This is a genomic window from Crossiella sp. NPDC003009, assembly GCF_053591555.1.
The window spans coordinates 160194-181459 of the sequence record NZ_JBSFUA010000013.1; the positions used below are offsets into that span (position 1 = coordinate 160194).

Annotated in this window: 19 protein-coding genes and 1 riboswitch; of the genes, 6 read left to right on the plus strand and 13 right to left on the minus strand. The window is 73.5% G+C overall.

Annotation, left to right across the window (positions count from 1 at the left end; all coding sequences use genetic code 11):
- Positions 1–27: 27 nt before the first annotated feature.
- The gene (locus ACWDY5_RS17500; RefSeq protein WP_449723231.1) at positions 28–972 is read left to right on the plus strand and encodes an ATP-binding cassette domain-containing protein; all 945 of its coding nucleotides are present in this window, start codon (positions 28–30) and stop codon (positions 970–972) included.
- A complete protein-coding gene (locus tag ACWDY5_RS17505) occupies positions 969–1847 on the plus strand; it encodes an ABC transporter permease (RefSeq protein WP_449723210.1) in 879 nt (292 codons plus the stop codon). Before ACWDY5_RS17500 ends, ACWDY5_RS17505 begins: the two co-directional genes overlap by 4 nt.
- Here the strand turns inward: ACWDY5_RS17505 and ACWDY5_RS17510 are convergent, their stop codons facing one another.
- The 3 genes from ACWDY5_RS17510 to ACWDY5_RS17520 all read right to left on the minus strand — a co-directional run bounded on the left by ACWDY5_RS17510 (position 1848) and on the right by ACWDY5_RS17520 (position 5493).
- A complete protein-coding gene (locus ACWDY5_RS17510; protein WP_449723211.1) occupies positions 1848–2879 on the minus strand; it encodes an ABC transporter ATP-binding protein in 1032 nt (343 codons plus the stop codon). It abuts the gene before it with no gap.
- Positions 2879–4474, minus strand: coding sequence for an ABC transporter permease (locus tag ACWDY5_RS17515; RefSeq protein ID WP_449723212.1), 1596 nt, complete (start codon positions 4472–4474; stop codon positions 2879–2881). The genes ACWDY5_RS17510 and ACWDY5_RS17515 overlap by 1 nt, the downstream gene beginning before the upstream one ends.
- Positions 4450–5493, minus strand: a complete 1044-nt coding sequence (locus ACWDY5_RS17520; RefSeq protein WP_449723213.1) for a thiamine ABC transporter substrate-binding protein — start codon at positions 5491–5493, stop codon at positions 4450–4452. Before ACWDY5_RS17520 ends, ACWDY5_RS17515 begins: the two co-directional genes overlap by 25 nt.
- Positions 5493–5605, minus strand: a riboswitch (TPP riboswitch). Its footprint overlaps the gene before it by 1 nt.
- Before the next feature lie 51 nt (positions 5606–5656).
- Between ACWDY5_RS17520 and ACWDY5_RS17525 the strand changes: the two genes are divergently transcribed.
- Positions 5657–5953 carry a 4a-hydroxytetrahydrobiopterin dehydratase gene (locus ACWDY5_RS17525; protein ID WP_252481136.1) on the plus strand — a complete coding sequence of 99 codons (297 nt, stop codon included), beginning with the start codon at positions 5657–5659 and terminating at the stop codon, positions 5951–5953.
- 22 nt (positions 5954–5975) lie between these two features.
- Here ACWDY5_RS17525 and ACWDY5_RS17530 read toward each other — a convergent pair whose 3' ends face one another.
- From ACWDY5_RS17530 to ACWDY5_RS17555, 6 genes are all read right to left on the minus strand, one after another.
- On the minus strand, positions 5976–7136 hold the full coding sequence (locus ACWDY5_RS17530) for an alkaline phosphatase PhoX (RefSeq protein WP_449723214.1): 1161 nt from the start codon (positions 7134–7136) through the stop codon (positions 5976–5978).
- A gap of 108 nt (positions 7137–7244) precedes the next feature.
- Entirely contained in the window at positions 7245–10190 is a 2946-nt protein-coding gene (locus tag ACWDY5_RS17535; protein WP_449723215.1) for a BTAD domain-containing putative transcriptional regulator, read from the minus strand.
- A gap of 183 nt (positions 10191–10373) precedes the next feature.
- Positions 10374–11069, minus strand: coding sequence for a CHAP domain-containing protein (locus ACWDY5_RS17540; RefSeq protein ID WP_449723216.1), 696 nt, complete (start codon positions 11067–11069; stop codon positions 10374–10376).
- Between the two features lie 166 nt (positions 11070–11235).
- A complete protein-coding gene (locus ACWDY5_RS17545; RefSeq protein ID WP_449723217.1) occupies positions 11236–11376 on the minus strand; it encodes a hypothetical protein in 141 nt (46 codons plus the stop codon).
- Between the two features lie 58 nt (positions 11377–11434).
- Entirely contained in the window at positions 11435–12514 is a 1080-nt protein-coding gene (gene ychF / locus ACWDY5_RS17550) for a redox-regulated ATPase YchF (RefSeq protein ID WP_449723218.1), read from the minus strand.
- Between the two features lie 11 nt (positions 12515–12525).
- The gene (locus ACWDY5_RS17555; RefSeq protein WP_449723219.1) at positions 12526–12924 is read right to left on the minus strand and encodes a MerR family transcriptional regulator; all 399 of its coding nucleotides are present in this window, start codon (positions 12922–12924) and stop codon (positions 12526–12528) included.
- Between the two features lie 56 nt (positions 12925–12980).
- On the opposite strand from ACWDY5_RS17555, the gene ACWDY5_RS17560 reads away from it, so the two are divergent.
- Positions 12981–13553 carry a class I SAM-dependent methyltransferase gene (locus ACWDY5_RS17560; RefSeq protein ID WP_449723220.1) on the plus strand — a complete coding sequence of 191 codons (573 nt, stop codon included), beginning with the start codon at positions 12981–12983 and terminating at the stop codon, positions 13551–13553.
- Between the two features lies 1 nt (position 13554).
- Here ACWDY5_RS17560 and ACWDY5_RS17565 read toward each other — a convergent pair whose 3' ends face one another.
- The 4 genes from ACWDY5_RS17565 to ACWDY5_RS17580 all read right to left on the minus strand — a co-directional run bounded on the left by ACWDY5_RS17565 (position 13555) and on the right by ACWDY5_RS17580 (position 19576).
- Positions 13555–14055 (minus strand): methylated-DNA--[protein]-cysteine S-methyltransferase, encoded by a 501-nt coding sequence (locus ACWDY5_RS17565; protein ID WP_449723221.1) that lies wholly within the window; start codon positions 14053–14055, stop codon positions 13555–13557.
- Positions 14052–15413, minus strand: coding sequence for a DNA-3-methyladenine glycosylase 2 family protein (locus tag ACWDY5_RS17570; RefSeq protein WP_449723222.1), 1362 nt, complete (start codon positions 15411–15413; stop codon positions 14052–14054). The genes ACWDY5_RS17565 and ACWDY5_RS17570 overlap by 4 nt, the downstream gene beginning before the upstream one ends.
- A 63-nt stretch (positions 15414–15476) precedes the next feature.
- Positions 15477–18434, minus strand: a complete 2958-nt coding sequence (locus ACWDY5_RS17575; RefSeq protein ID WP_449723223.1) for an AAA family ATPase — start codon at positions 18432–18434, stop codon at positions 15477–15479.
- Complete coding sequence (locus ACWDY5_RS17580) at positions 18431–19576, minus strand: exonuclease SbcCD subunit D (protein WP_449723224.1); 1146 nt, start codon at positions 19574–19576, stop codon at positions 18431–18433. The genes ACWDY5_RS17575 and ACWDY5_RS17580 overlap by 4 nt, the downstream gene beginning before the upstream one ends.
- Positions 19577–19634: 58 nt before the next feature.
- On the opposite strand from ACWDY5_RS17580, the gene rmuC reads away from it, so the two are divergent.
- Positions 19635–20582: a DNA recombination protein RmuC gene (gene rmuC, locus ACWDY5_RS17585; RefSeq protein ID WP_374213077.1), complete on the plus strand. Its 948-nt coding sequence runs from the start codon at positions 19635–19637 to the stop codon at positions 20580–20582.
- A 184-nt stretch (positions 20583–20766) separates the two neighbouring features.
- Positions 20767–21266: DUF6542 domain-containing protein (locus ACWDY5_RS17590; RefSeq protein ID WP_449723225.1), on the plus strand; the 500-nt coding region annotated here is incomplete at its 3' end.

Sequence of the window (21266 nt, forward strand, 5' to 3'; positions counted from 1 at the left end):
GCGGGCACGGAGCTGAGCGTGGCGGGGGTGGCTTCGGCCGCCCCCGCCCCCTCCCGCACCCTGGCCGCCCGCACCAGGGGACTGCGCAAGGTCTACGGCAAGACCGTGGCGGTGGACCGGGTGGACCTGGACGTGCCGCAGGGCGCGGTGCTGGGCATGCTGGGCCCCAACGGTTCCGGCAAGACCACCACCATCCGGATGCTGCTCGGCCTGGTCCGCCCCACCGCCGGTGAGGTGGAGCTGCTGGGCCACCGGATGCCGGATGAGTCCACCGCGGCGCTGGCCCAGGTCGGCGCGCTGGTCGAGGGACCGGGCTTCCACCCGTTCCTGAGCGGCCGGGAGAACCTGCGGCGGCTGGGCGCGGCCGAACCGCTGCTGGAGACCAAGGCGATCAAGGGCGCGGTGGCCGACGCGCTGGAGCGGGTCGGGCTCGCGCACGCGGCCGACCGCAAGTTCCGCGGCTACTCCCTCGGCATGAAGCAGCGCCTCGGCCTGGCCGCCGCACTACTGGTGCCGCGCCGCCTGGTGGTGCTGGACGAGCCGACCAACGGCATGGACCCGGCAGGCACCAGGGAGATCCGCAAGGTGATGGCGCAGCTGCACGCGGCTGGCACCACCGTCGTGGTGTCCTCGCACCTGCTCGCCGAGGTGGAGGCGACCTGCACGCACGTGGCCGTGCTGCACCAGGGCACCGTGGTCGGGCAGGGCCCACTGGCGGAGCTGCTGGAAGCCGGCGCGCCCACGCTGACCGTGGCCACGCCGGACGTGGCCGAGGCCGTGGAGGCGCTGCGCTCGGCCAAGATCCCCGCGCGGGCCGCCGACGGCGGGGTGCGGGTGGAGCTGACCGGCGCGGAGGCGCCGCTGGTGATCGAGACCCTGGTTCGGGCGGGGGTCTCGGTGCACGAGGCACATCGGGAGCGCACCGGGCTGGAGGAGCTGTTCGCCCGGCTCACCGAGGAGGACGGGGCATGACCGCGACACTCGCCGAACCGACACCCGCGAGCACGCCGGTCGCGGTGTCCACCGGCCCGAAGCAAGCATCTGCCTGGCGGCTCTACGCCTCCGAGCTGCGCTGGATCCTGCGCCGCCCGCGCACCGTGGTGGCGCTGACCCTGATGGCGCTGGTGCCGATCGCGATCGGCATCGGGGTCACCGTGATCGGCGGCAACGCGCCGGGCCGCGGCCCAGCGATGATCATGGCGGCGGTGGGCAACGGGATGGTGCTGCCACTGGCCGCGCTGACCATCTCGATGACCATGCTGCTGCCGCTGGTGGCCACCATGTCCGCCGCGGACGCGCTGGCCGGCGAGGCATCGCACGGCACGCTGCGCGGGCTGCTGATGGCCCCGGTGAGCCGGGTGCGGCTGGTCGCGGTGAAGGCGGCCGGGGTGGCCACGGTGATCGTGATCGCGGTGTCGCTGATCGTGCTGCTCGGCATGATCACCGGCGTGGTGATCGTGGGCGGCACCGAGGTGGTCACACTTTCCGGCACCACGCTGCCGTTCCTGGACGCGCTGGGCAAGGTCGGCCTGGCCGCGGGCTGGGTGGCCTTCCAGATGATGGCGCTGGCCGCGATCGCGCTGGCGGTCTCCTCGCTCACCGAGCACCCGCTGGTGGTGCTGGCGGCCACCCTGGGCGGGCTGATCGTGGTGCAGGTGCTGGGCGCGATCCCCGGCATGGAGTGGCTGCAGCCGTACCTGCTGCCCACCGGCTGGACCGCGCTGGCCGACGTGCTGCGCGACCCGATGCCGTGGGACGGCCTGCTGGACAGCAGCGCGAAGGCGGCCTGCTACCTGCTGATCGGGCTGTCGCTGACCTTCATCCGCATGTCCACCAAGGACGGATGATCAGGCGGGCAGCACCGCGACCGCCTCGGGATCCAGGCGCAGCCGCACCGGATCCCCGGCGGCCGGTGCACCGAGGACCGGGCCGACCGCCTCGACCTCGCTGATCTCCGGCAGATCGGCGAGGTCGAGTCGCACCACCAGCCGGATGTGGTCGGTGCGGTGCACCCGGCGCACCACCAGTCCGGACAGCTCACCCTCGGCCCCGGCCCGCAGCGCGGCCGCGCGCAGGCCCAGCCGCGCCGGTCCGTCCGGGAAGCCTTGCGCGGCAACACTGCCCACCGCCGAGGCGGCCACGCCGTGCCGCACCTCGGCCGGGATCATCGTGCTACAGCCCAGGAACCGGGCCACCTCGGCATCGGCGGGCGCGCGCCACACCGACTCCGGCGTGCCCAGCTGGCGGATCCGGCCAGCCGACATCACCGCGACCCGGTCGGCCAGGGTGAAGGCCTCGTCGTGGTCGTGCGTGACCACCAGCGCGGTGGCGCCCGCCTTGCGCAGCAACGTGGCCAGGTCCATCGCCAGCTGCTCGCGCAGCGCCCGGTCCAGTGCGGACAGCGGCTCGTCCAGCAACAGCAACCGCGGCTTCGGGGCGAGCGCCCTGGCCAGCGCGACCCGCTGTTGCTCGCCGCCGGAGAGCTCGGTGACCCGCCGGGAGCCGTAGCCGGTCAGGCCGACCAGCTCCAGCAGCTCGGCGATCCGCACCCGCTGCTCGGCCTTGGGCACGCCGTGCATGCGCAGGCCGAAGGCGATGTTGCCCGCCACGTCGCGGTGCGGGAACAGCTGGCCGTCCTGGAAGACCAGGCCGAAGCCGCGCCGGTGCACCGGGACCGCGGCCAGGTCGGCGCCGGCCCAGCTGACCGTGCCCGCCGTGGGCTGCTCCAGACCGGCGATGGCACGCAGCAGGGTGGACTTGCCGCAGCCGGACGGACCGAGCAGGGCGAGCACCTCACCCTCCACAATGGACAGATCAACCCGGTCGACCGCGGTGGCGCGGCCGTACTGCACGACCAGTCCGTCGACGCCAAGACTCATCAGAACTCCCCGGTGCCGACTCGAAGTTTCTCGATGGCCAGCACCGCCAGCGCGGTCACCACCATGAGCAGGGTGCAGGCCGCGTAGGCCATGGCCTCGTTCAGCTCGCCGGGCCGGGCGATCAGCCTGGCGATGGCCACCGGCAGCGTGGGCGCCTCCGGCCTGGCCAGGAAGCTGGTCGCGCCGAACTCGCCCAGTGCCACCACAAAACCGAACCCGGCCGCGGCCAGCATGGACCGCAGCGCCAGCGGCAGGTCGACCTCGCGCCACACCCGCAGCGGGCCCGCGCCCAGGGTGGCCGCGGCCTGGCGGAGCCGGTCGTCGACGGCGCGCAGCACCGGCAGCACCAGCCGCACCACCAGCGGGGTGACCACCAGCGCCTGGGCCAGCGGCACCAGCAGCGGCGAGGTGCGGAAGTCGCCGGGCAGCGCGTCCATGGTGACCAGGTAGCCGAAGCCGACGGTCACCGCGGAGACGCCCAGCGGCAGCATCAGCACCACGTCCAGCGTCTCGCCCGCGCCCCGACGACGCACCCGCGACAGCACGATCGCCGCCAGCAGGCCGACCACCAGCGCGAGCAGGGTGGCGTCGGTGGCCGCGCGCAGCGAGTTGAGCGCGGCCTCGACCCCGGAGACGGCCAGCGTGCCCTGGGCCCCGCCAGTGGCCAGCGCGCGATAGCCGTCGAAACCCCAACCGTCCTCTGTGGACAGTGAGCGGAGCAGCAGCCCGACGATCGGCACCACCAGCCCGAGCACCACCAGCCCCGCGGCGGCCACCACGAACCATTCGCCGCCGTGCGGTGTGCGCAGGCTCTCCTGGGCCGCGCGCAGCTTCAGCTGGGCCTCCCTGCGCCTGCGCGCGACCGCGCCGACGACCAGTGCGGCGATCACCGCGGCCAATTGCAGCAGCGAGAGCGCGGCCGCGCCGGAGAGGTCGAGCAGGTTGACCGTGCGCAGGTAGATCTCGGTCTCCAGGGTGCGCAGCCGGGAGCCGCCGAGGATCAGCACCACGCCGAAAGCGGTGGAGCAGAACAGGAACACCACCGCGGCGGCCGAGCCGATGGCCGGGCCGAGCGCGGGCAGCGTGACGCTGAGGAAGGTCCGCCAGCGGGAGGCGCCGAGCGCGCGGGCGGCGTCCTCTGCCCTGCGGTCCAGGTGCGCCCACAGGCCGCCGACGGTGCGGGCCACCACGGCCACGTTGAAGAAGGCGTTGGCCAGCACGATGCCCAGCACCCCGGCATCGCCGAGCACCGCGCGGAAGGCCAGGCCCACCACCACGGTGGGCAGCACGAACGGCACCGTGATGGCCAGCCGGACAAACCCCCGGCCGCGCACGTCGCAGCGGGCCAGCAGGTAGGCCACCGGCAGCCCGGCCAGCAGCGCCACCAGCGTCGCCGCCGCGGCCTGGCCCAGGGTGAAGGCGACCAGGCTCCAGGTGGACGGGTCGGCCAGCGTCTTGGCCACCCCGGTGCGGCCGAGGCCGAGCCCGATGATCGCGGCCACCGGCCAGGCGAAGAAGACGGCCAGGAAGGCCAGCGGAACAGCGGCCGCGGCCCCGAGGCCGAGCCTGCTCAGCCCTGAACGAGCTTGCGCCACTGCTCCACCCAGCGCTCCCGGCCCTCGGCGACCTTGGCCGCGGGCAGCGTGGCCGCCTGCTGCGGCTGCGGCGCGACCTGCTGCCACACCGGCGGCAGCGCGACGCCCTCACGGGCCGGGTAGACGAACATCTGCTCGGCCACCTGCGCCTGGAACTTCTCGCCCAGCAGGAAGTCGACCAGCTTGCGCGCGGCCTCGGGCTGCTTGGCGCCCTTGAGCACGCCGGTGTACTCGACCTGGCGGTAGCAGGTGTCCAGCAGCGCCTTGGTCTTCGGCTTGCCGTCCTCACCGACCTCGGCCGCGGGCGAGGAGGCGTAGGAGAGCACGATCGGCCGCTTTCCCTTGCCGCCCACCGAGAACTCCTGCTTGTAGGCGGTCTCCCAGCCGTTGACCACCTTGACCCCGTTGTCCTTCAACCGGTTCCAGTACCCGGCCCAGCCGTCCTCGCCGAGCTTGGCCACCGTGTTGAGCAGGAAGGCCAGTCCCGGCGAGGAGGTCGCGGGGTCGGAGACCACCAACAGGTCCTTGTACTTCGCATCGGCGAGGTCGTCCAGCGACTTCGGCTCGGCCAGCCCCTGCTGCGCGAAGTAGCCGAGGTCGATGTTCATGCACACATCGCCCAGGTCGACCGCGGACAGCGCGCCCGAGCCCTCCACCGCGTAGCGCTGCGGGCCCTTGGCCGCCTCGGGGCTCTGGTAGGGCTCCAGCAGGCCGTTGTCGATGGCCCTGGAGGCGAAGGTGGAGTCCACGCCGAAGACCACGTCGCCCAGCGGGTTGGCCTTGGTCAGCACCAGCTGGTTGGTCAGCGCGCCGGCGTCGCCCAGCGCCCGCTGCTCCACGGTGACCCCGGTCTGCTTCTTGAACTCGGCGAACACCCCCTCGGCCACCGCGAAGGACTCGTGCGTGAGCAGCACCACCTTGGTCTGTCCGGGCGGCGCGGGCGTCGGCCCGGTCAGCGAACACCCCGTGAGCAGGACAAGGCTGGTGACCAGCGCGAACGCGGCCGATGTGCGACGCAAAGTTCCTCCTGACGCAGTCCCTACACCGGCATGACCCGGATCAGGTGCGGACGGTCGAGAGCTGACCGCTCTCCTCTCAGCCCGGCAACACCGGACTCCCGTGGCATCTGGAGTGACCATACGCCGGGTCGCGCTCCCGGGCGCGCACCACCACCATGGAGGCATGGCCGAACTGCTGAACGATGACCAGATCAAAGAAGACCTGGTGCGCCTGCCCCAGTGGCGCGCGGTCGGCGCGGAGCTGGTGCGCACGGTCGAGCTGGACAGCTTCGCGCAGGCCATCCAGGTGGTGAACCGGGTGGCGGAGGTCGCGGAGAACGACAACCACCACCCGGACATCGACATCCGCTGGCGATCCCTGACCTTCCGCTGCTCAACCCATTCGAAGGGCGGGATCACCGACCTGGACGTGGCCATGGCCCAGGAGATCGACGGCGTGGTCGACGCGATCGCCGGTTAGGCCCGGAACGGCGCAGTGCCGGTTAGACCCGGAACGGGCCGGTGACCTCGTAGGTGATGCCGCCGCTGCTGCTCCCGCTGGTGCCGCGCTGGGAGGAGAAGTAGAGCCGGTTGCCGGCCGGGTTGAACGCGGGGCCGCAGATCTCCGAACCGCTGTGCCCGTTGACCCGCAGGAACGGGGCCACCACGCCGGTCTTGGTGATGATGCAGATCTCCATGTTGCCGCCATCCTCGGCGACGAAGAGGTCCCCGCTGCTGGTCCCGGTGACGTTGTCCACCCCGGTCAGCGGCGCGGTGCCACTGGTGACCAGGTTGTCGTCGTAGGTCAGGCTGATCGAGCTGGTGCCGGCGTTGTAGGCCCAGACCCGGTTGTCACCCTTGGTGGTGAACCAGCAGGTGCCGCCCGCGTAGTAGCAGCCCTCGCCGCCGTTGAACCGCTTCGCGCCGCTGACCTGGTTGCGGGTGGCGGTCGTGCTGCCTGCGGGGTCCGAGACCCGGCCCCAGGTCACCGGGCCGCTGGTCTGGGAGCTGCCGCCCTTGAGCACTTCCAGGGTGCCGCTGGAGAGGTCGCCCCAGGTGGTGGGCTTGAAGCGGTAGAAGCAGCCGTCCGGGACGTCCTCGGTGAGGTAGATGTAGCCGTGGTCGGCGTCGGTGGCGCAGGCCTCGTGCTTGAACCGGCCCATCGCCGGGCGGCGGATGGCGGCCTTGACGCCCCACGGGTCGGTCTCGTAGACGTAGCCGCGGTCCACCTCCTCGCAGGAAAGCCAGGTGTTCCAGGGAGTGGCGCCGCCCGCGCAGTTGACGTTGGTGTTGGCCAGGGTGCGGTAAGCGCCGGTGATCTTGCCGGTGCTGTCGAACTTGACCGCGCCCACCCCGCCGGTGCTGGAGACCTCGCTGTTGGAGACGTAGATCCAGCCGCTGCCGTCGGCGAAACAGGCCCCGCCGTCCGGCGCCGGGTGCCAGGTGTAGCTCGTGCCGGTCACCTGCTGCCCGGTGCGCGCGATGACCCGGCTGGTGAACCCCTGTGGCAGCTGGATCCCATTGGCGTCGGCGGACAACAACGCGCCGTAGGGGCTGGGGCCGGGCTGGGCGCCCTCGGCGAAGGCGTCCCGCCAGGCCGCTCCGCCGAAGGCCCCGGCCGCGGCGCCGACCACGGCGACCCGTAAGAAGTTGCGTCGTTCCACGGTGAACTCCCGTCAGTTCGGGTGACACTCAGGAGTCTTGCGAGCGCCAAGGCTCACGGGTACGGGCAAAAGGCCGGTGAACACTGGGGATCCCCACAGTGGACATCGTCAGTTCACGCAGGGACACGACCAGCGCCGGTGCCAGTCGGCGGCCTCGGCCGCCTCCCTGATGCCCAGCCGGTCGAAGATCTCCCGCGCCTCCCGCCAGGCCCGGTGCGCCGCGGCCGCCGTGCCCGCCGCCGCGTGCACCGCGCCCACATCGCGCAGGGTGCGCGCCCGCCACACCGGCAGCCGCAGCTCGGCCCAGCCGGTCAGGGCCAGGTTCAGGAAGTGCAGCGCCGGTTCCGCCCGGCCCAGGGCCAGGCAGCATTCGCCGAGGGTGCGGTGCAGCAGGGCCAGGCCGAAGGTGTCGTGCAGGGCGTGGCAGGTCTTGATGCCTGCCAGCAGGGCGGGTTCGGCCCGGTCCGGGCGGTGCTGGCGGATCCAGACCTTGGCCAGTGCCTGGCCGGTGTAGCAGGAGAGCAGGTCGTCCGGCACGTCGCGGACGATGCGGTGCGAGCGGCGGCAGTAGTCCTCGGCCTCGTCCCAGCGGTCGGCGGCGCGGTGCACCAGGCCGATCCCGCGCAGCGCCAGGGCCTCGCCGCGTTCGTTGCCCGCGGCGCGGTAGGCGCCTGCCGCGGCGGTCAGGGTGTCGATGGCCTCGGGGTCCTCGCCCAGCTCGCGGTGGGCGTAACCGATGCCGTACAGCGCGTGCGCCACGCCTTCCTGGTCGCCGCTGCTGGCCAGCATCTGGTGCGCCCTGCGCAGCGCGGGCAGCGCGAGCGCGTGCTCGGCCAGCTCCCGGCCGACCATGCCGATCCCGTTGAGCGCCACCGCCTCGCCCCTGGTGTCGCCGACCTCGGCGAAGAGCGCCTGCGCGGTGCGGAAGTGGGCGCGGGCCAGCTCGTAGCGGTCGCGTTTGTAGTGCAGCTGGGCCAGGCTGCACTCCAGCGCGGCCTCGCCGCGGCGGTGACCGGTGCGGCGCAGCGCGGCGACCGCGGCCTCATGGGTGCGGGCCCAGCTGTCGTAGCGGTTGCGCACCGCGAAGAAGCTGAACACCAGCGCCTCGGCCAGTGCCGCGGCCAGCTCGGCCAGGTCCAGCTCCGCGGCCCGGCACACCGCGGCCACCAGCGCGGGCTCCTCCTGCTCGAACCACCGGTCGGCGCCGGTGATCCGCGGCCGGGGCTGGGTGCTCAGGTCGGTCTGGCACAGCCGGGGCACCGCGGGCGGCAGCGGCTCGGCCAGCTCGTCCACCGCGGCCAGCAGCGCGGTCACCGCCCTGCGAACCGCCTCCCGTCGCTGCTCCGGGGGCTCCGCCAGCTCGGCGCACTCCCTGGCGTGCAGCCGGACCAGGTCGTGCATCCGGTAGCGCAACGGCTCGGCCGGTTCGCTGCTCACCTCCACCAGCTGGGCGTCCAGCAGCTGGTCCAGGATGTCCTCGGCCCGCTCCTCCGGCTCGCCGAGCAGCGGCGCGGCCAGCCAGCCGGGCAGGTTGCCGTAGCCCAGCGCGCCGAGCAGCCGGTAGGCGCGCCGACTTGGCTCATCCAGGCCCAGGTAGCTCACCGCGAGCCCGGTGCGCACCGCCAGGTCGCCCACGGCGAGCTCGTCCAGCCGCCGCTGCTCGTCCCGCAGCCGCCCCAGCAGCCGGGACACCGGCCAGTGCGGGCGAGCGGCCAGCTTCGCGCCGGTGATCCGGATGGCCAGCGGCAGGTAGCCGCACAGCTGCGCCACCTCGGCCACCGCGGCGGCCTCCGCGCGCACCCGCTGCTCGCCGATCAGCCGCTCGAACAGCTCGCGCGCGGTCAGCGGCGGCAGCACGTCCAGCGCGATCCGGCGCACCCCCTCCAGCCCGGCCAGCCGCTGCCTGCTGGTCACCAGCACCAGGCAGTCCGCGCCGCCGGCCAGCAGCGGCCGGACCTGGCTGGCCCCGGCCGCGTCGTCGAGCACCACCAGCACCCGCCGCCCGGACAGCTCGGCCCGCCACAGCGCGGCCCGCTCGCGCAGGTCCTCCGGGATCCGCTCACCCGGCACCCGCAACGCCCGCAGCAGCGCGTCCAGCACCGCCTCCGGCGCCAGGCCGGTGAGCTCGACGAACAGCTGCCCGTCCGGGTAGCGCGGGGCCAGCCGGTGCGCGGCCCGTACCGCGAGCGCGGTCTTGCCGACCCCGGTCGGCCCGTCCAGCCACCACACCGGCAGCACCCCGGAGTCCGCCGCCGGGGTCGCGCACAGCAGCTCCAGCTCGGCGTCCCGGCCGGCGAAGTCGGGCACGTCCCTGGGCAGGTGGTTGCGGCTGACCGGCCGGGGCGCGGGTTCCGGCGCCGGGCGCGGTTCGGTGAGCAGCTCGCGGTGCAGCCGTTGCAGCTCGGGGCCGGGTTCCACGCCCAGCTCGGCCACGGTCAGCGCCCGCGTCTCGTGGAAGACCCGCAGCGCCTCGGCCCGCCGCCCGCAGCGGTACAGCGCGGTCATCAGCTGCCCGCGCATCCGCTCCCGCAGCGGGTGCTCGGCCAGCAGCCCCGGTAGTTCGGTGACCAGCTCGGCGTGCCGCCCCAGCCGCAGGTCGGCGTCCATCCGGGCCTCCAGGGCGGTCAGCCGCTCCTCCTCCAGCCCGGCCAGGAACCGCTCCCGCATCCGGTCCGAGCCGATGTCGGCCAGCGGCCGGCCCCGCCACAGCGCGAGCGCCCGCCGGAGCAGCCCGCCGGCCAGCTCCGGGTCGGTCTCCCGCCGGGCCGCCGCGGTCCAGGTCCGGAACCGGTGCAGGTCCACCTGGTCCGGCTGCACGGACAACACGTAGCCGGGCGGGCTGTGCCGCAGTGGCACGGAGAGCAGCTGACGCAGGTGCGAGATGTGCACCTGGAGCGCCTTGCGCGCGTGCGGCGGCGGTTCCTCGCCCCAGACCGCGTCGATCAACCGGTCGATCGGGATGATCGTGCCGGGGTTGAGCAGCAGCATGGCCAGGATCTGCCGGGCTCGCGGCGGCGGTTGTGCCCTGGGCACGCCGGATTCCCAGATCTCCACCGGACCGAGAATGCGAAATTCCTCCACCATTGGCCCCCGTGAGACGGCGAAGGCCAATTGTTGGTCCGGATTCCGCCCGTTGTCTGCCCCCGAGGGTCGCCAGGCGCACTCAAGAACCTGATATCGAAACGATCAGCCGGGCGGATTTGCCCGACCGCCCGGCTGACCGTTTCCGCGCTGCCCCTACGGTCGAGTGCCGCCGTAGAAGGTGCTCCCGCTCAGCGTGCGGGTCACCCGGCGGACCGCGTTCTGCTGGTTGCCCTCGATCATCTTCACCGTGCTGCCGGACCGCGACTCGATGATCCCGATGTGCGTGCTGGTGGCCGGACTCGACGGCCCGGTCCCGAACAGCAACACGTCACCCTTGACCGCCGAGCCGAGGTTGGCCTTGCTGTAGGACTTGCCGTTGCGCTGGCCCCACTTGTAGACGTCGCCGGTGAACGGGTACTGCGGGATGCTCACCCCCGCCTTGCGCCACACCCAGGTGCTGAACAGGGCGCACCAGGCCACACACTGCGAGGAGTACTTGGTGCAGTTGCTCCCGTTGGGCCGCTCCCCGTTGCCCAGCTCCGCCGCGGCGATCCGCACGATCTGGTCCCGGTTCGCCGCGGGGCCGGCGGGCGCGGCGGCAAGCGGCACGGTGTCCGGCTGGGTGGCCCTCGTCCGCGCCGCGTCCTGCTCCAGGAACTCCCGCAGCGCCGCACCGGTGAGCGGACGGCCGTCCAGATCCTCGACCGCGAGCACGGCGGGCGCCACGGTATCCGGATCCTCCGCCGCGACCGCCGGGCCGGTGACCACGGACGAGGCCAACAACAGGCTGGTCCCGACCCCCAGTACGGTCAGACCGCGAGCAAGGCGCCGCGGGATGGTCTTCTCCATGGCTGCATTCCCCTCATCGGCATCGCCGCGGTTTCCACGGCGAAGTCAGGGTCGGGGACGGCTCTTAATACCGGCCAAAGACGCGGTAAAGCTCTACACCGGATGGCTACCGGTAAGTTCGCGCACTATTGCGGACCGGCATTGCCGGGCGCTGAACCGGGGCGGATCAGATCGCTGTGCTCGTCCAGGCCGCCGGGATCGCGGTGAACCCGGTCCCGGCGACCTCGGCGAACGAGCAGGCCGCGTGTCGACGGCCTGCCATGTAGCCCGCGAGCGACTGTCCATTGAGGACGATGTAGATCAACAAGAGTCAGCACCAAGTCAGCACGGGGACGCGAACCCCCGGGAACCTACGAAATCCCTGATCAGACGTTGAACCGGAACTCCACCACGTCGCCGTCGGCCATGACGTAGTCCTTGCCCTCCATGCGGACCTTGCCCGCCGACCGCGCCGCCGCCATCGACCCGGCCTCCATCAGGTCGGCGAAGGAGACCACTTCGGCCTTGATGAAGCCACGCTCGAAGTCGGTGTGGATGACGCCGGCGGCCTGCGGGGCGGTGGCGCCCTGCGGGATGGTCCACGCGCGGGACTCCTTGGGGCCCGCGGTGAGGTAGGTCTGCAGGCCCAGGGTGTGGAAGCCGGCGCGGGCCAGGGAGTACAGGCCGGGTTCGTGCTGGCCGATGGACTCCAGGAGCTCGGCGGCGGACTCCTCGTCCAGCTCCAGCAGCTCGGACTCGACCTTGGCGTCCAGGAAGACCGCGTCGGCGGGGGCGACCAGCTCGCGCAGCTCCTTGAGGCGGGCCTCGTTGGTGAGCACGCCCTCGTCGGCGTTGAAGACGTAGAGGAAGGGCTTGATGGTCAGCAGGCTCAGCTCGCGCAGCTCGGCGAGGTCGACTTCCTTCTGCGCGGCGAACATGGTGCGGCCGCTGTCCAGGATGTCCTTGGCCTGCTTGGCCGCTTCCAGCACCGGGCGGCGGTCCTTCTGGGTGCGGGCTTCCTTCTCCAGCCGCGGGATGGCCTTGTCCAGGGTCTGGAGGTCGGCCAGGATCAGCTCGGTGTTGATCGTCTCGATGTCCGAGCTGGGGTCGACGCGGCCGTCCACGTGCACCACGTCCGGGTCGTCGAAGACCCGGATGACCTGGCAGATCGCGTTGGCCTCGCGGATGTTGGCGAGGAACTTGTTGCCCAGGCCCGCCCCCTCGGAGGCGCCCTTGACGATGCCCGCGATGTCCACGAAGGACACCACCGCCGGCACCTCGCGCTCGGAGCCGAACACCTTCGCCAGCTGGCCGAGCCGCTCGTCCGGCAGCGGCACCACGCCGACGTTGGGCTCGATGGTGGCGAACGGGTAGTTCGCGGCCAGGACGTCGTTGCGGGTCAGCGCGTTGAACAAGGTGGACTTGCCCACGTTGGGCAGGCCGACGATGCCGAGGGTGAGGCTCACGACCGGCCAGTCTAAGGGGTCGCCTGGAGCCACTCGTCCAGCAGGCCACGCAGGTGCTCGCAGTCGGTGGCCGGGTGCTCGGCCACGCAGTTCAGCGGGTGGCGGAGCAGGTCGCGTGCGCGCTGGGCGCGGGCGATGCGGGCCTCCAGCTCGGCCACGTGCGCCTCGATGATCCGCTGCCACTCCGCGCGGTCGGCGGCCAGCAGCGCGCCGAGGTCCTCCAGGCTCAGGCCGAGCTGCTGGCCCGCCTGGATGAAGGCCAGGCGGCGCAGGCCGTCCTCGTCGTAGCAGCGCGTGTTGCCGCGGCGCAGCGCCGGGGCGAGCAGGCCGCGGCGTTCGTAGTAGCGCAGGGCCGAGGTGGCCAGGCCGAGGCGGGCGGCGGCCTCGCCGATCGGGACCAGGGTGTCCATACCGGCATCTTGACTTGAACCCGGGTTCAACCGGAACCCTCGGTCGCATGTCATGGATGGTGGATCGACCGCTGAACCAGTTCGCCCTGCCGCGCGGCTGGGCGGGACGGCTCGCGGGCTGGGTGATGGCCAGGACGAACGGGACCGAGGTGGCCGAGGTGCTCGGCGTGCTGGGGCCGGTGCGCGGGCGGGCGGTGCTGGAGGTCGGATTTGGCCCCGGACTGCTCTGCAAGGCGCTGACCAGGGCGGATGCCGTAGTGACCGGGGTGGATCCGTCGGCGGTGATGCTGCGGCAGGCTCGCCGCCGCGCCCCGGCGGCCCGGCTGCGGCTGGGCAGCGCGGCGGAGACCGGCGGCGCGGACGGCGAGTTTGACCTGGTGGTGTCGATGAACAACCTGCCGATGTGGCCGGACCTGGACGCGGCCCTGGACGAGCTGCACCGGGTCACCCGGCCGGGTGGGCGACTGGTGCTGGCCTGGCACGGCGGGACCGAGCCGACCGCGATGGCCCGCGGCATGCTGCTGCCGGACACCGCCGCCGAGCGGGTGCTCGCCGAGCTGCGCGCCCGGTTCGCGCGGGCCGAGCTGACGAAGACCGCGCACTGCACGATCTTCGCCGCCGACCGCTGACTCAGCCGCGCTCGTGGTCGAGCAGCCAGCGCTTGACCACCGGTCCCCACCGGAACCCGCCCAGCCCGCCGCCGGTGCGCAGCACCCGGTGGCAGGGCACGAACAGCGCGGCGGGGTTGCGGGCGCAGGCGGTGGCCGCGGCGCGCACCGCGGCCGGGCGGCCGGCCAGCGCGGCGTACTCGGCGTAGCTGACCGGGTGGCCGGCCGGGACGGTGCGCAGCGCGCGCCAGGCGGCCTCCATGAACTCGCCGCCGCGCTGGCGGACCGGGATCCCGTCCACCGCGGCCAGGTCGCCCTCGTGGTAGGCGAGCACGGCCTTGGTCACCTCGCCCAGGTCGGCGCGGGTGGCCAGCTCGGCTGGCCGGATGGCGGTGTGGATCAGCGGGTGCAGGTCGCCGGGGTCGGCGGTCCAGCCCGAGGCCAGCACCGCGCCGTCGGTGTCGACGACAACGCTGAACGGACCGGCTTCCGTGTCCACTGTGGACACTGCGGCGGTGGTCATGCGGTTCTCCTGTCGGCTTTCTCCGCACCGGGGGTGCGCAGCAGGTGGGCGGTGGCGTAGGAGCGCCACGGGCGCCAGGCTCTGGCGCGGGCGGTCAGCGCGGGGTCGGGCACCCGCCAGACGTCCGGCGCGCCCAGCACCCTGGTGACGATCTCCGCGGCCATCGCGGGGGTGATCGCGGGGTAGGTCAACAGCTCTGCGGTCAGCTCGTCGGTCTCCCGGCCCAGGTGCACGTCCAGCGAGCCGTCGGCCAGCGCGGCCACCACCTCGCGTTCCGGAGCGCTCAACTCGGTGGCCAGCACGGCGGCCGGGGTGGGGAACAGCGTGGTCAGCGGACCGTCCGGGGTGACCAGCGGCTCGCCGGGTGGCAACGCGGGCAGCAGGGTGCGCAGCACGGTCTCCGCGCCGTCCACACTGCCGGGCACCCGGACGCCCGGCGCGGCCGCGACCAGCGGGGCCAGCACCGGGTCCGCGCCGAGCAGTTCGTCCACCGCGCTCGGGTCGGCGTCCAGGTCGAGCAGCCGCCGGACCCTGGACACCGCGCTGCCCAGGTCACGCAGGTCGGTCAGGTTCAGCGTGCACGCCACGTGTGCCGGACCGGGCGCCAGCCACACCGTGGCCGGTCCGTGCGGCAGCCGCAGGGTGCGCCCGTACCGACCGGGTTCGGCCTGCTCGACACCGGGGATCGCCTGTGCGGCAAGGGTTGCCAGCAGGCCATCGGCGTCGAAGGGCAGCCGGAACGGCAGCCGCAGGTTGATCGCGCCGGGCCGGGCAGGCGCGGCCGCGCGACGGCGGCGCTGGGCTTCGGCACGCAGCTGGGTCGGGTTGACCGCGAACACCGCGCGGATGGTGTCGTTGAACTGCCGCACGCTGGCGAACCCGGCGGCGAAGGCGACGTCGGCGAAGGTCAGCTCGGTGGTCTCGATCAGCAGCCGGGCCGCGTGCGCCCGGTGCGCGCGGGCCAGCGCCAGCGGACCCGCGCCCAGCTCGGTGGTCAGCACCCTGGTCAGGTGCCGTTCGGAGTAGCCGAGCCTGGTGGCCAGGCCGGGCACGCCGTCGCGTTCCACCACCCCGTCGGTGATCAGCCGCATGGCGCGGGCGGCCAGGTCGGCGCGCAGGTTCCACTCCGGCGAGCCGGGCACCGCGTCCGGCAGGCAGCGGCGGCAGGCCCGGAAACCGGCGGTCTGCGCGGCCGCCGCGGTGAGGTGGAACTCGACGTTGCGGCGCTTGGGTGTGACCGCGGGGCAGGACGGGCGGCAGTAGATGCCCGTGGTGCGCACCGCGAAGACGAAACAGCCGTCGAACCGGGCGTCGCGGGCGGCGACGGAGCGGTAGGCGCGTTCCGGGTCGAGGAGCATGGCACCGATCCTGCCAGCGCCGACACCCGGTCGCTGGCGGAAATCGGACACCACGTTCAGAGCCTAGACGGTGATCTCCAGGGTGGAGCCGGTGCGCGCCTTGCGCACCCGCAGCCGGGTCGGGATCCGGGTGCGCAGCTCCTCCACGTGCGAGACCAGGCCGACCACCCGGCCGCCTGCCCGCAGCTCGTCCAGGGTGTCCATCACCAGGTCCAGGGTGTCCGCGTCCAGGGTGCCGAAGCCCTCGTCCACGAACAGGGTGTCCAGCACCGCCCCGCCGGTCTCCGCGGCCACCACGTCGGCCAGGCCCAGCGCCAGCGACAGCGAGGCCAGGAAGGACTCGCCGCCGGAGAGCGTCTTGGCCGGGCGCTGCTGCCCGGAGTACTCGTCCAGCACGTCCAGCCCGAGCCCGCCCCTGGTGCCGCGCGGACCGGCCACATCGCTGTGCACGAAGGCGTAGCGGCCCTGGCTCATCCGCCGCAGCCGGTGTGTGGCCGCCTCGGCGACCTCCTCCAGCCGGGCCGCCAGCACGTAGGAGCGCAGCGACATCTTGCGGTTGTTCTGGCCGCGCCCGTTGACCACGTCGGCCAGTGCGGCCAGCTCGCTGTGCGCGGCCTGCACCGGGGCCAGTTCGGCCAGCGCGTGGCTGAGCCGGCCGGCCAGCTCGTCCACCTGGCGCTTGCGGTCGGCCGCCGCCCTGGCCCGCGCCACCGCCGCCTCGGCGGCCTGCCTGGCCAGCCGGGCCGCCTCGCGCGGCTCGGTCAGGTCGACCTCGGTGTCCGGGCTGACCTCGCTCAGCTCGGCCAGCACCGAGCGGGCCGCGGCCTCCCGGTCGTCGAGCTCGCGCAGCCGCCGCTGCACCTCGGCGCACTTGGCCTCCGGCCGGACCGCGGCCAATGCCGTTGGCACATCGGCGAACCCGGCCGCGCTGACCGCCTCGGCCAGCTCCCGCCGCTGTTCTTCCACCCGCCGCCGCGCCTCCGCGAGCGCGCCCCTGGCCTGGGCCAGGGTCTCCACCGCGGCGGCGAAGTCGAGCAGGTGCTGCCGCCGGGCGGCCACGTCCGGGTGCTCGCCGCGCGCGAGCTCCAGCCGGTCCGCCCGCGCGGCGATGGTGTCGGTCAGCGTGGCCTGTTCGGCCCCGAGCACGGCCACCTGCTGCTCCGCCGCGGCCAGCTTCTCCCGCAACCGTTCGGCCTCGGCCTCCAGCTCGGCCACCGCGCCGGCCTTGGCCGCGACCGTGGACTTGGCCGCGGTGGCCGCGCGCAGCTCAGCCTCGGCCGCCGCGAACGCCGTCTCCAGCGCGGCGATCTCGTTGTCCCCCAGCCGTTCCCGCAGTGCGGCCAGCTCCTGCGCGGCCTGCTGGGCGGCCCGCAGCGTCTCGTCCCTGCGCTCGGCGGTCCTGGCCTCGGCGACCTCGGCGGCGCGCTCGTCCTCGGCCCGCACCCGGTCGGCCACCGCGCCGGCCGGCGCCGGGTGCTCGGTGCCGCCGCACACCGGGCAGGACTCGCCGGCGAGCAGGCCCTCGGCGAGCTCGGCGGCCATGCCGTCCAGCCGCCGCTGCCGCAGCAGCTGCCGCCGGTCCCTGGCCTCCTGGTGCTCGTCCACCGCCAGCCGGTGCGCGTCGGCGGCCCGCTCGGCTGCGGTCGCCGCCGCGGGCAGCCGCCGCGCGTCCGTGCGCAGCGCGGCCAGCTCCGCCCGCCGGGCCGCCACCCCGTCCAGCCGGGCCGCCGCCTCCCGCGCCGCGTCCAGCGCGGTCCTGGCCGCCTGCACCCGTTCCGGCAGCGTGCCCAGCGCCTCGGTGTGCTGCTTGACCTGCCGCCGCGCCTGCTCCGCCTCGGTCTCCGCCTGGACCAGCCGCTGCCGGTCGGCCAGCTGCCGTCCCGCCTCGGCCACCAGCCCGGCCAGCTCGCCCGCGGACTCCCGGTGCCCGGCGGCCAGCTCCCGCAGCCGGTCCACTTCACTGTCCACAATGGACTCGTCAAAGCGGGCCAGCCCGGCGCGAGCCCCGGTCGCGGACTCCTGCGCCTCGGCCAGCTCCCGCTCGATCCGGGCCAGCACCCGCTGCGCGGCCTGCACCGGCACCGCGCGCCTGGCCTGTGCCAGCTCCTCGGCCCACCTGGCCCGGTCGGCCGCGGCCGCCTCGACCTCGGCCAGCTCCGCCCGCGCCCTGACCACCCGGCGCACCCGCTCGGCCAGCGCGGTCCGCTCGCCCAGCACGGCGTCCGCCCGCTCCCGCCCGGCCTGCGCTTCCTGTTCTGCCGCAACGGTTCCGGCCAGCTCGGCGGCCGCGGCCGCGGTGACCTCGGCCAGCCAGTCCTGCTCGCTCTGCTCCTCGCCGGGGTCGGCGCCCGCGGCCTGCGCGAGCCGGGCCACCAGCGCCCTGGTGTCCTGCTGCCTGGCCTCCAGCTTGCGCCAGGAGTCCTGGCGGCGGTTGGCGAACCAGGCCTCGATCTGGCCGAAGCGCTCGGTGCCGAACAGCTTCTCCAGCAGCTTCTGCCGCTCGTCGGTGTCCGAGCGCAGGAACCGGGCGAACTCGCCCTGCGGCAGCAGCACCACCTGGAAGAACTGCTCGGCGGTCATGCCGACCAGGCGCTCCACCGTGCGCGCGATCTCATCGATCCGGGACAGGCCCTCGGGGCTCTGCCCGGAGGGCGCGGCGCCGACCCAGGTCAGCGAGGCCTTGGCGTTCTGCTTGGTGAACCCGGTGCCCCTGGTTTTGGGCCGCTGGTACTCCGGCGTGCGGGCGATCCGCAGCCGGTGGCCCTGCACGGTCAGCTCCAGCGCCACCTCGGTCGGATCGGCGGGGTCGGCGTAGTCGCAGCGCAGCCGCTTGGCCTCGTTGCGCGCGCCCGGCACCTTGCCGAACAGGGCGAAGGCGACCGCGTCCAGCAGCGTGGTCTTGCCCGCGCCGGTGTCGCCGTGCAGCAGGAACAGCCCGTCGATGCCGAGCGCGTCGAAGTCCACGGTCTCCCGGCGCGGGTAGGGGCCGAACGCCGCCACCTCCAGCACGTGCAGCCTCATGCCTCGCTCCCCCGCACCGACTCGATCGCCGAGGTCAGCAGGGCCAGCTCGCGCTCGTTCGGCGGCGCGCCCCGGCAGTCGTCGACGAACCGCTCGGCGATCTGGTTGTCCGTGCGGCCGCGCACCGCGGCCACGTAGCGCAGTTCGGCGTCGCCGCCGCCGTCGGGCTTGAAGTCCAGGTGCACCGCGTGCGGGAAGCGCTGTTGCAGGCGGCGCATGGCCTCCAGCGGGCGGACCGGGTCGGTCAGGGTGAGCGAGAGGTAGCACTCCTCCAGCTCGGTGTAGTCCGGTTCGCTGAGCAGCTCCTCGATCCGCCCGGTCACCGTGGCCAGCTTGCGCGGCACCGGCAGCGCCTTGCGCTCGACTCCGGCCAGTCCGTGCGCGTCCAGCTCGACCAGCCAGACCGCCTTGTGGTGGCGGGCCTCGGAGAAGGAGTAGGCCAGCGGGCTGCCGGAGTAGCGCAGGTGCTCGGCCAGCACCTGCGGGCCGTGCAGGTGGCCCAGCGCCACGTAGTCCACCCCGTCGAAGGTGCCGCCCGCGACGTGTTCCACCCCGCCGACGGTGATCCGCCGCTCGGACTCCGAGGCCTCGCCGCCGACCACGAACGCGTGCGAGAGCACCACCGAGCGCACGCCCTCGCCGCGTTCGGCCAGGTCCGCCCGGATCCGGCGCATGGCCTCGGCGAGCACCGCCTCGTGTCCCCGGCAGCCGGTGAGCTCCAGCGCGTGCAGGGCCGGATCCGGGTCCAGGTAAGGGATTCCGTAGCAGGCGACCGGTCCGTGCGGATCGGCCAGCAGCACCGGCTGGTGCAGGCAGGCGATCCGGGTGCACAGGTGCAGGCCGCCCGCGCGGGCGAACCCGCCGAAGGCGCCCAGCCGCTGCGCGGAGTCGTGGTTGCCGCTGATCAGCACGATGTCCGCGCCGGCGGCCCTGATCGCGGTGAGGATGCGCTGACAGGTCTCCACGGCCTCGGCCGAGGGCACCGCGCGGTCGTAGAGGTCGCCGGCGATCAGCACCGCGTCGATCCGCTCGTCTGCCACCACATCTGCCAGCCCGGTGAGCACCGACTCCTGTTCGGCCAACAGGTCGCGGCCGTGGAAGGTGCGCCCGACATGCCAGTCCGAGGTGTGCAGGAGCCGCATGGCCAACAAAGTAGGCCGGTGCCGAACGTTGTCGGTGGGTGGGTCCATCATCGAGGGCGTGACCGAAGTGATCACCACCGCGCTGGTCGTCCTGACCCTCGTCCTCATCGGGGCGCTGGTGCTGCTGTGGCGGCTGTACAACGACTCCGTGCGCCGCACCGACGCCGCGCTGGCCATGGTCGAGGGCGAGCGGGAGCGGGCCGCGCAGCACCAGCGGGCCCTGCACCGGTGGGAGGTGGCGTTCTCCTCGGTCACTGGAAGGGGTGAACTTGGTGAGCAGGTGCTGGTGGAGACCGCTCGCGCGCTGGGCCTGCGCGAGGGCCTGCACTTCTCCCTGCAGACCGACCTGGCCGGTGGCGGTTCGGCCAAGCCGGACCTGGTGCTGACGGTCAGCGGCGGGCGGCAGGTGCCGGTGGACGCCAAGGCCAGCCTCGCGGTGTGGATGGAGGCGGCCGAGACCGACGACGCCGGTGAGCGGGCCGAGGCGCTGCGGGTGCACGTGCGCAACATCCGCTCGCGCGCGGCGGAGCTGGCGGGCAAGGGCTACCAGCGCTGGGCGGACGCCATCTACGGGACGATCATGTTCGTGCCCTCGGACGCGGCGGTGGTCTCGGCCATGGACACCGACCCGAACCTGCTGCCCTGGCTGCTGGACCGGCGGATCTTCCTGTGCGGCCCCACCGGTTTCGCGGTGCTGGCCTCGGCCGCGCTGTTCGCGGCCACCGAGCGGACATTGGCCGAGGACGTGGAGGCCGTGCGCGGGCAGGCGGCCAAGGCGCACCGGGCGGCCACCGGCGCGGTGGACGCGGTGAACCTGTCCAGCACGCACCTGCAGCGGTTCCTCTCCGCCCGGCGGCGGGAGCTGGACGCGCTGGAGAGCTTCCGCAGCGCGGCCCAGCCGCTGACCGAGGCCGCGGCCAGTCCGACACCCGTTCCGGGGATTCGCCGCGCGGAGGAGCTGACCGTGGGCGGACCCACCGCCGAAGAGGAGGAGAGCGCCAGCTGAGTTGATCTTCTAACTGAATATCCGCGCTGGTCGGAGTGTGTGCGACCGTGCTGGTCAAGGTCCGTTTTGGGAAAGTTGGGCGGAAGCCGGTTGCCCTACCCGGCAGTTACCCAGCAGACTCGATCGCACCCAGTCCAGCGCGCGTCCGGGCACACCCTCTACCGGACGGGCTAACGTGTCACGCGTGACCACCACCCGCGACCGTCGAAGCGACGTGGAACAGGACCGCGCGGAGTCCGACTGGGCCTATCTGTCCCTGTTCGGCTCCTCCCGGGGCGTGCCCTGGTGGGCCGCGGTGTTGCTCGCCTTCGGGGTGTCCCTGCTCACCGCCTTCGTCAACCGAGCGCCCAACGGCGAGCTCGGCTGGATCTTCAAGAGCGGCTACTTCCTCAGTTGTGTCGTCGCGGTGTGCTGGGTGCAGCGCAAGAGCCTGTTCGGGCCAATGGTGCAGCCGCCGCTGGTCGCGGTGATCGTGGTGCCCACCGTCGCGCTGATCAGCTCCACCGCACCGCCCTCCGGCGGCATGACCGCACGCCTGCTGACCGTGGCCCAGCCACTGGTCACCTCGTTCCCGGCGATGGCGGTCACTGCCTCGCTCTCCGGCGCCACCACGACCACCGCGAACGCCGCGGTCGCCGCCGACGCCTCCCCCGCCGCCCTGCCGACCAGCTTCAAGTGGCGCTC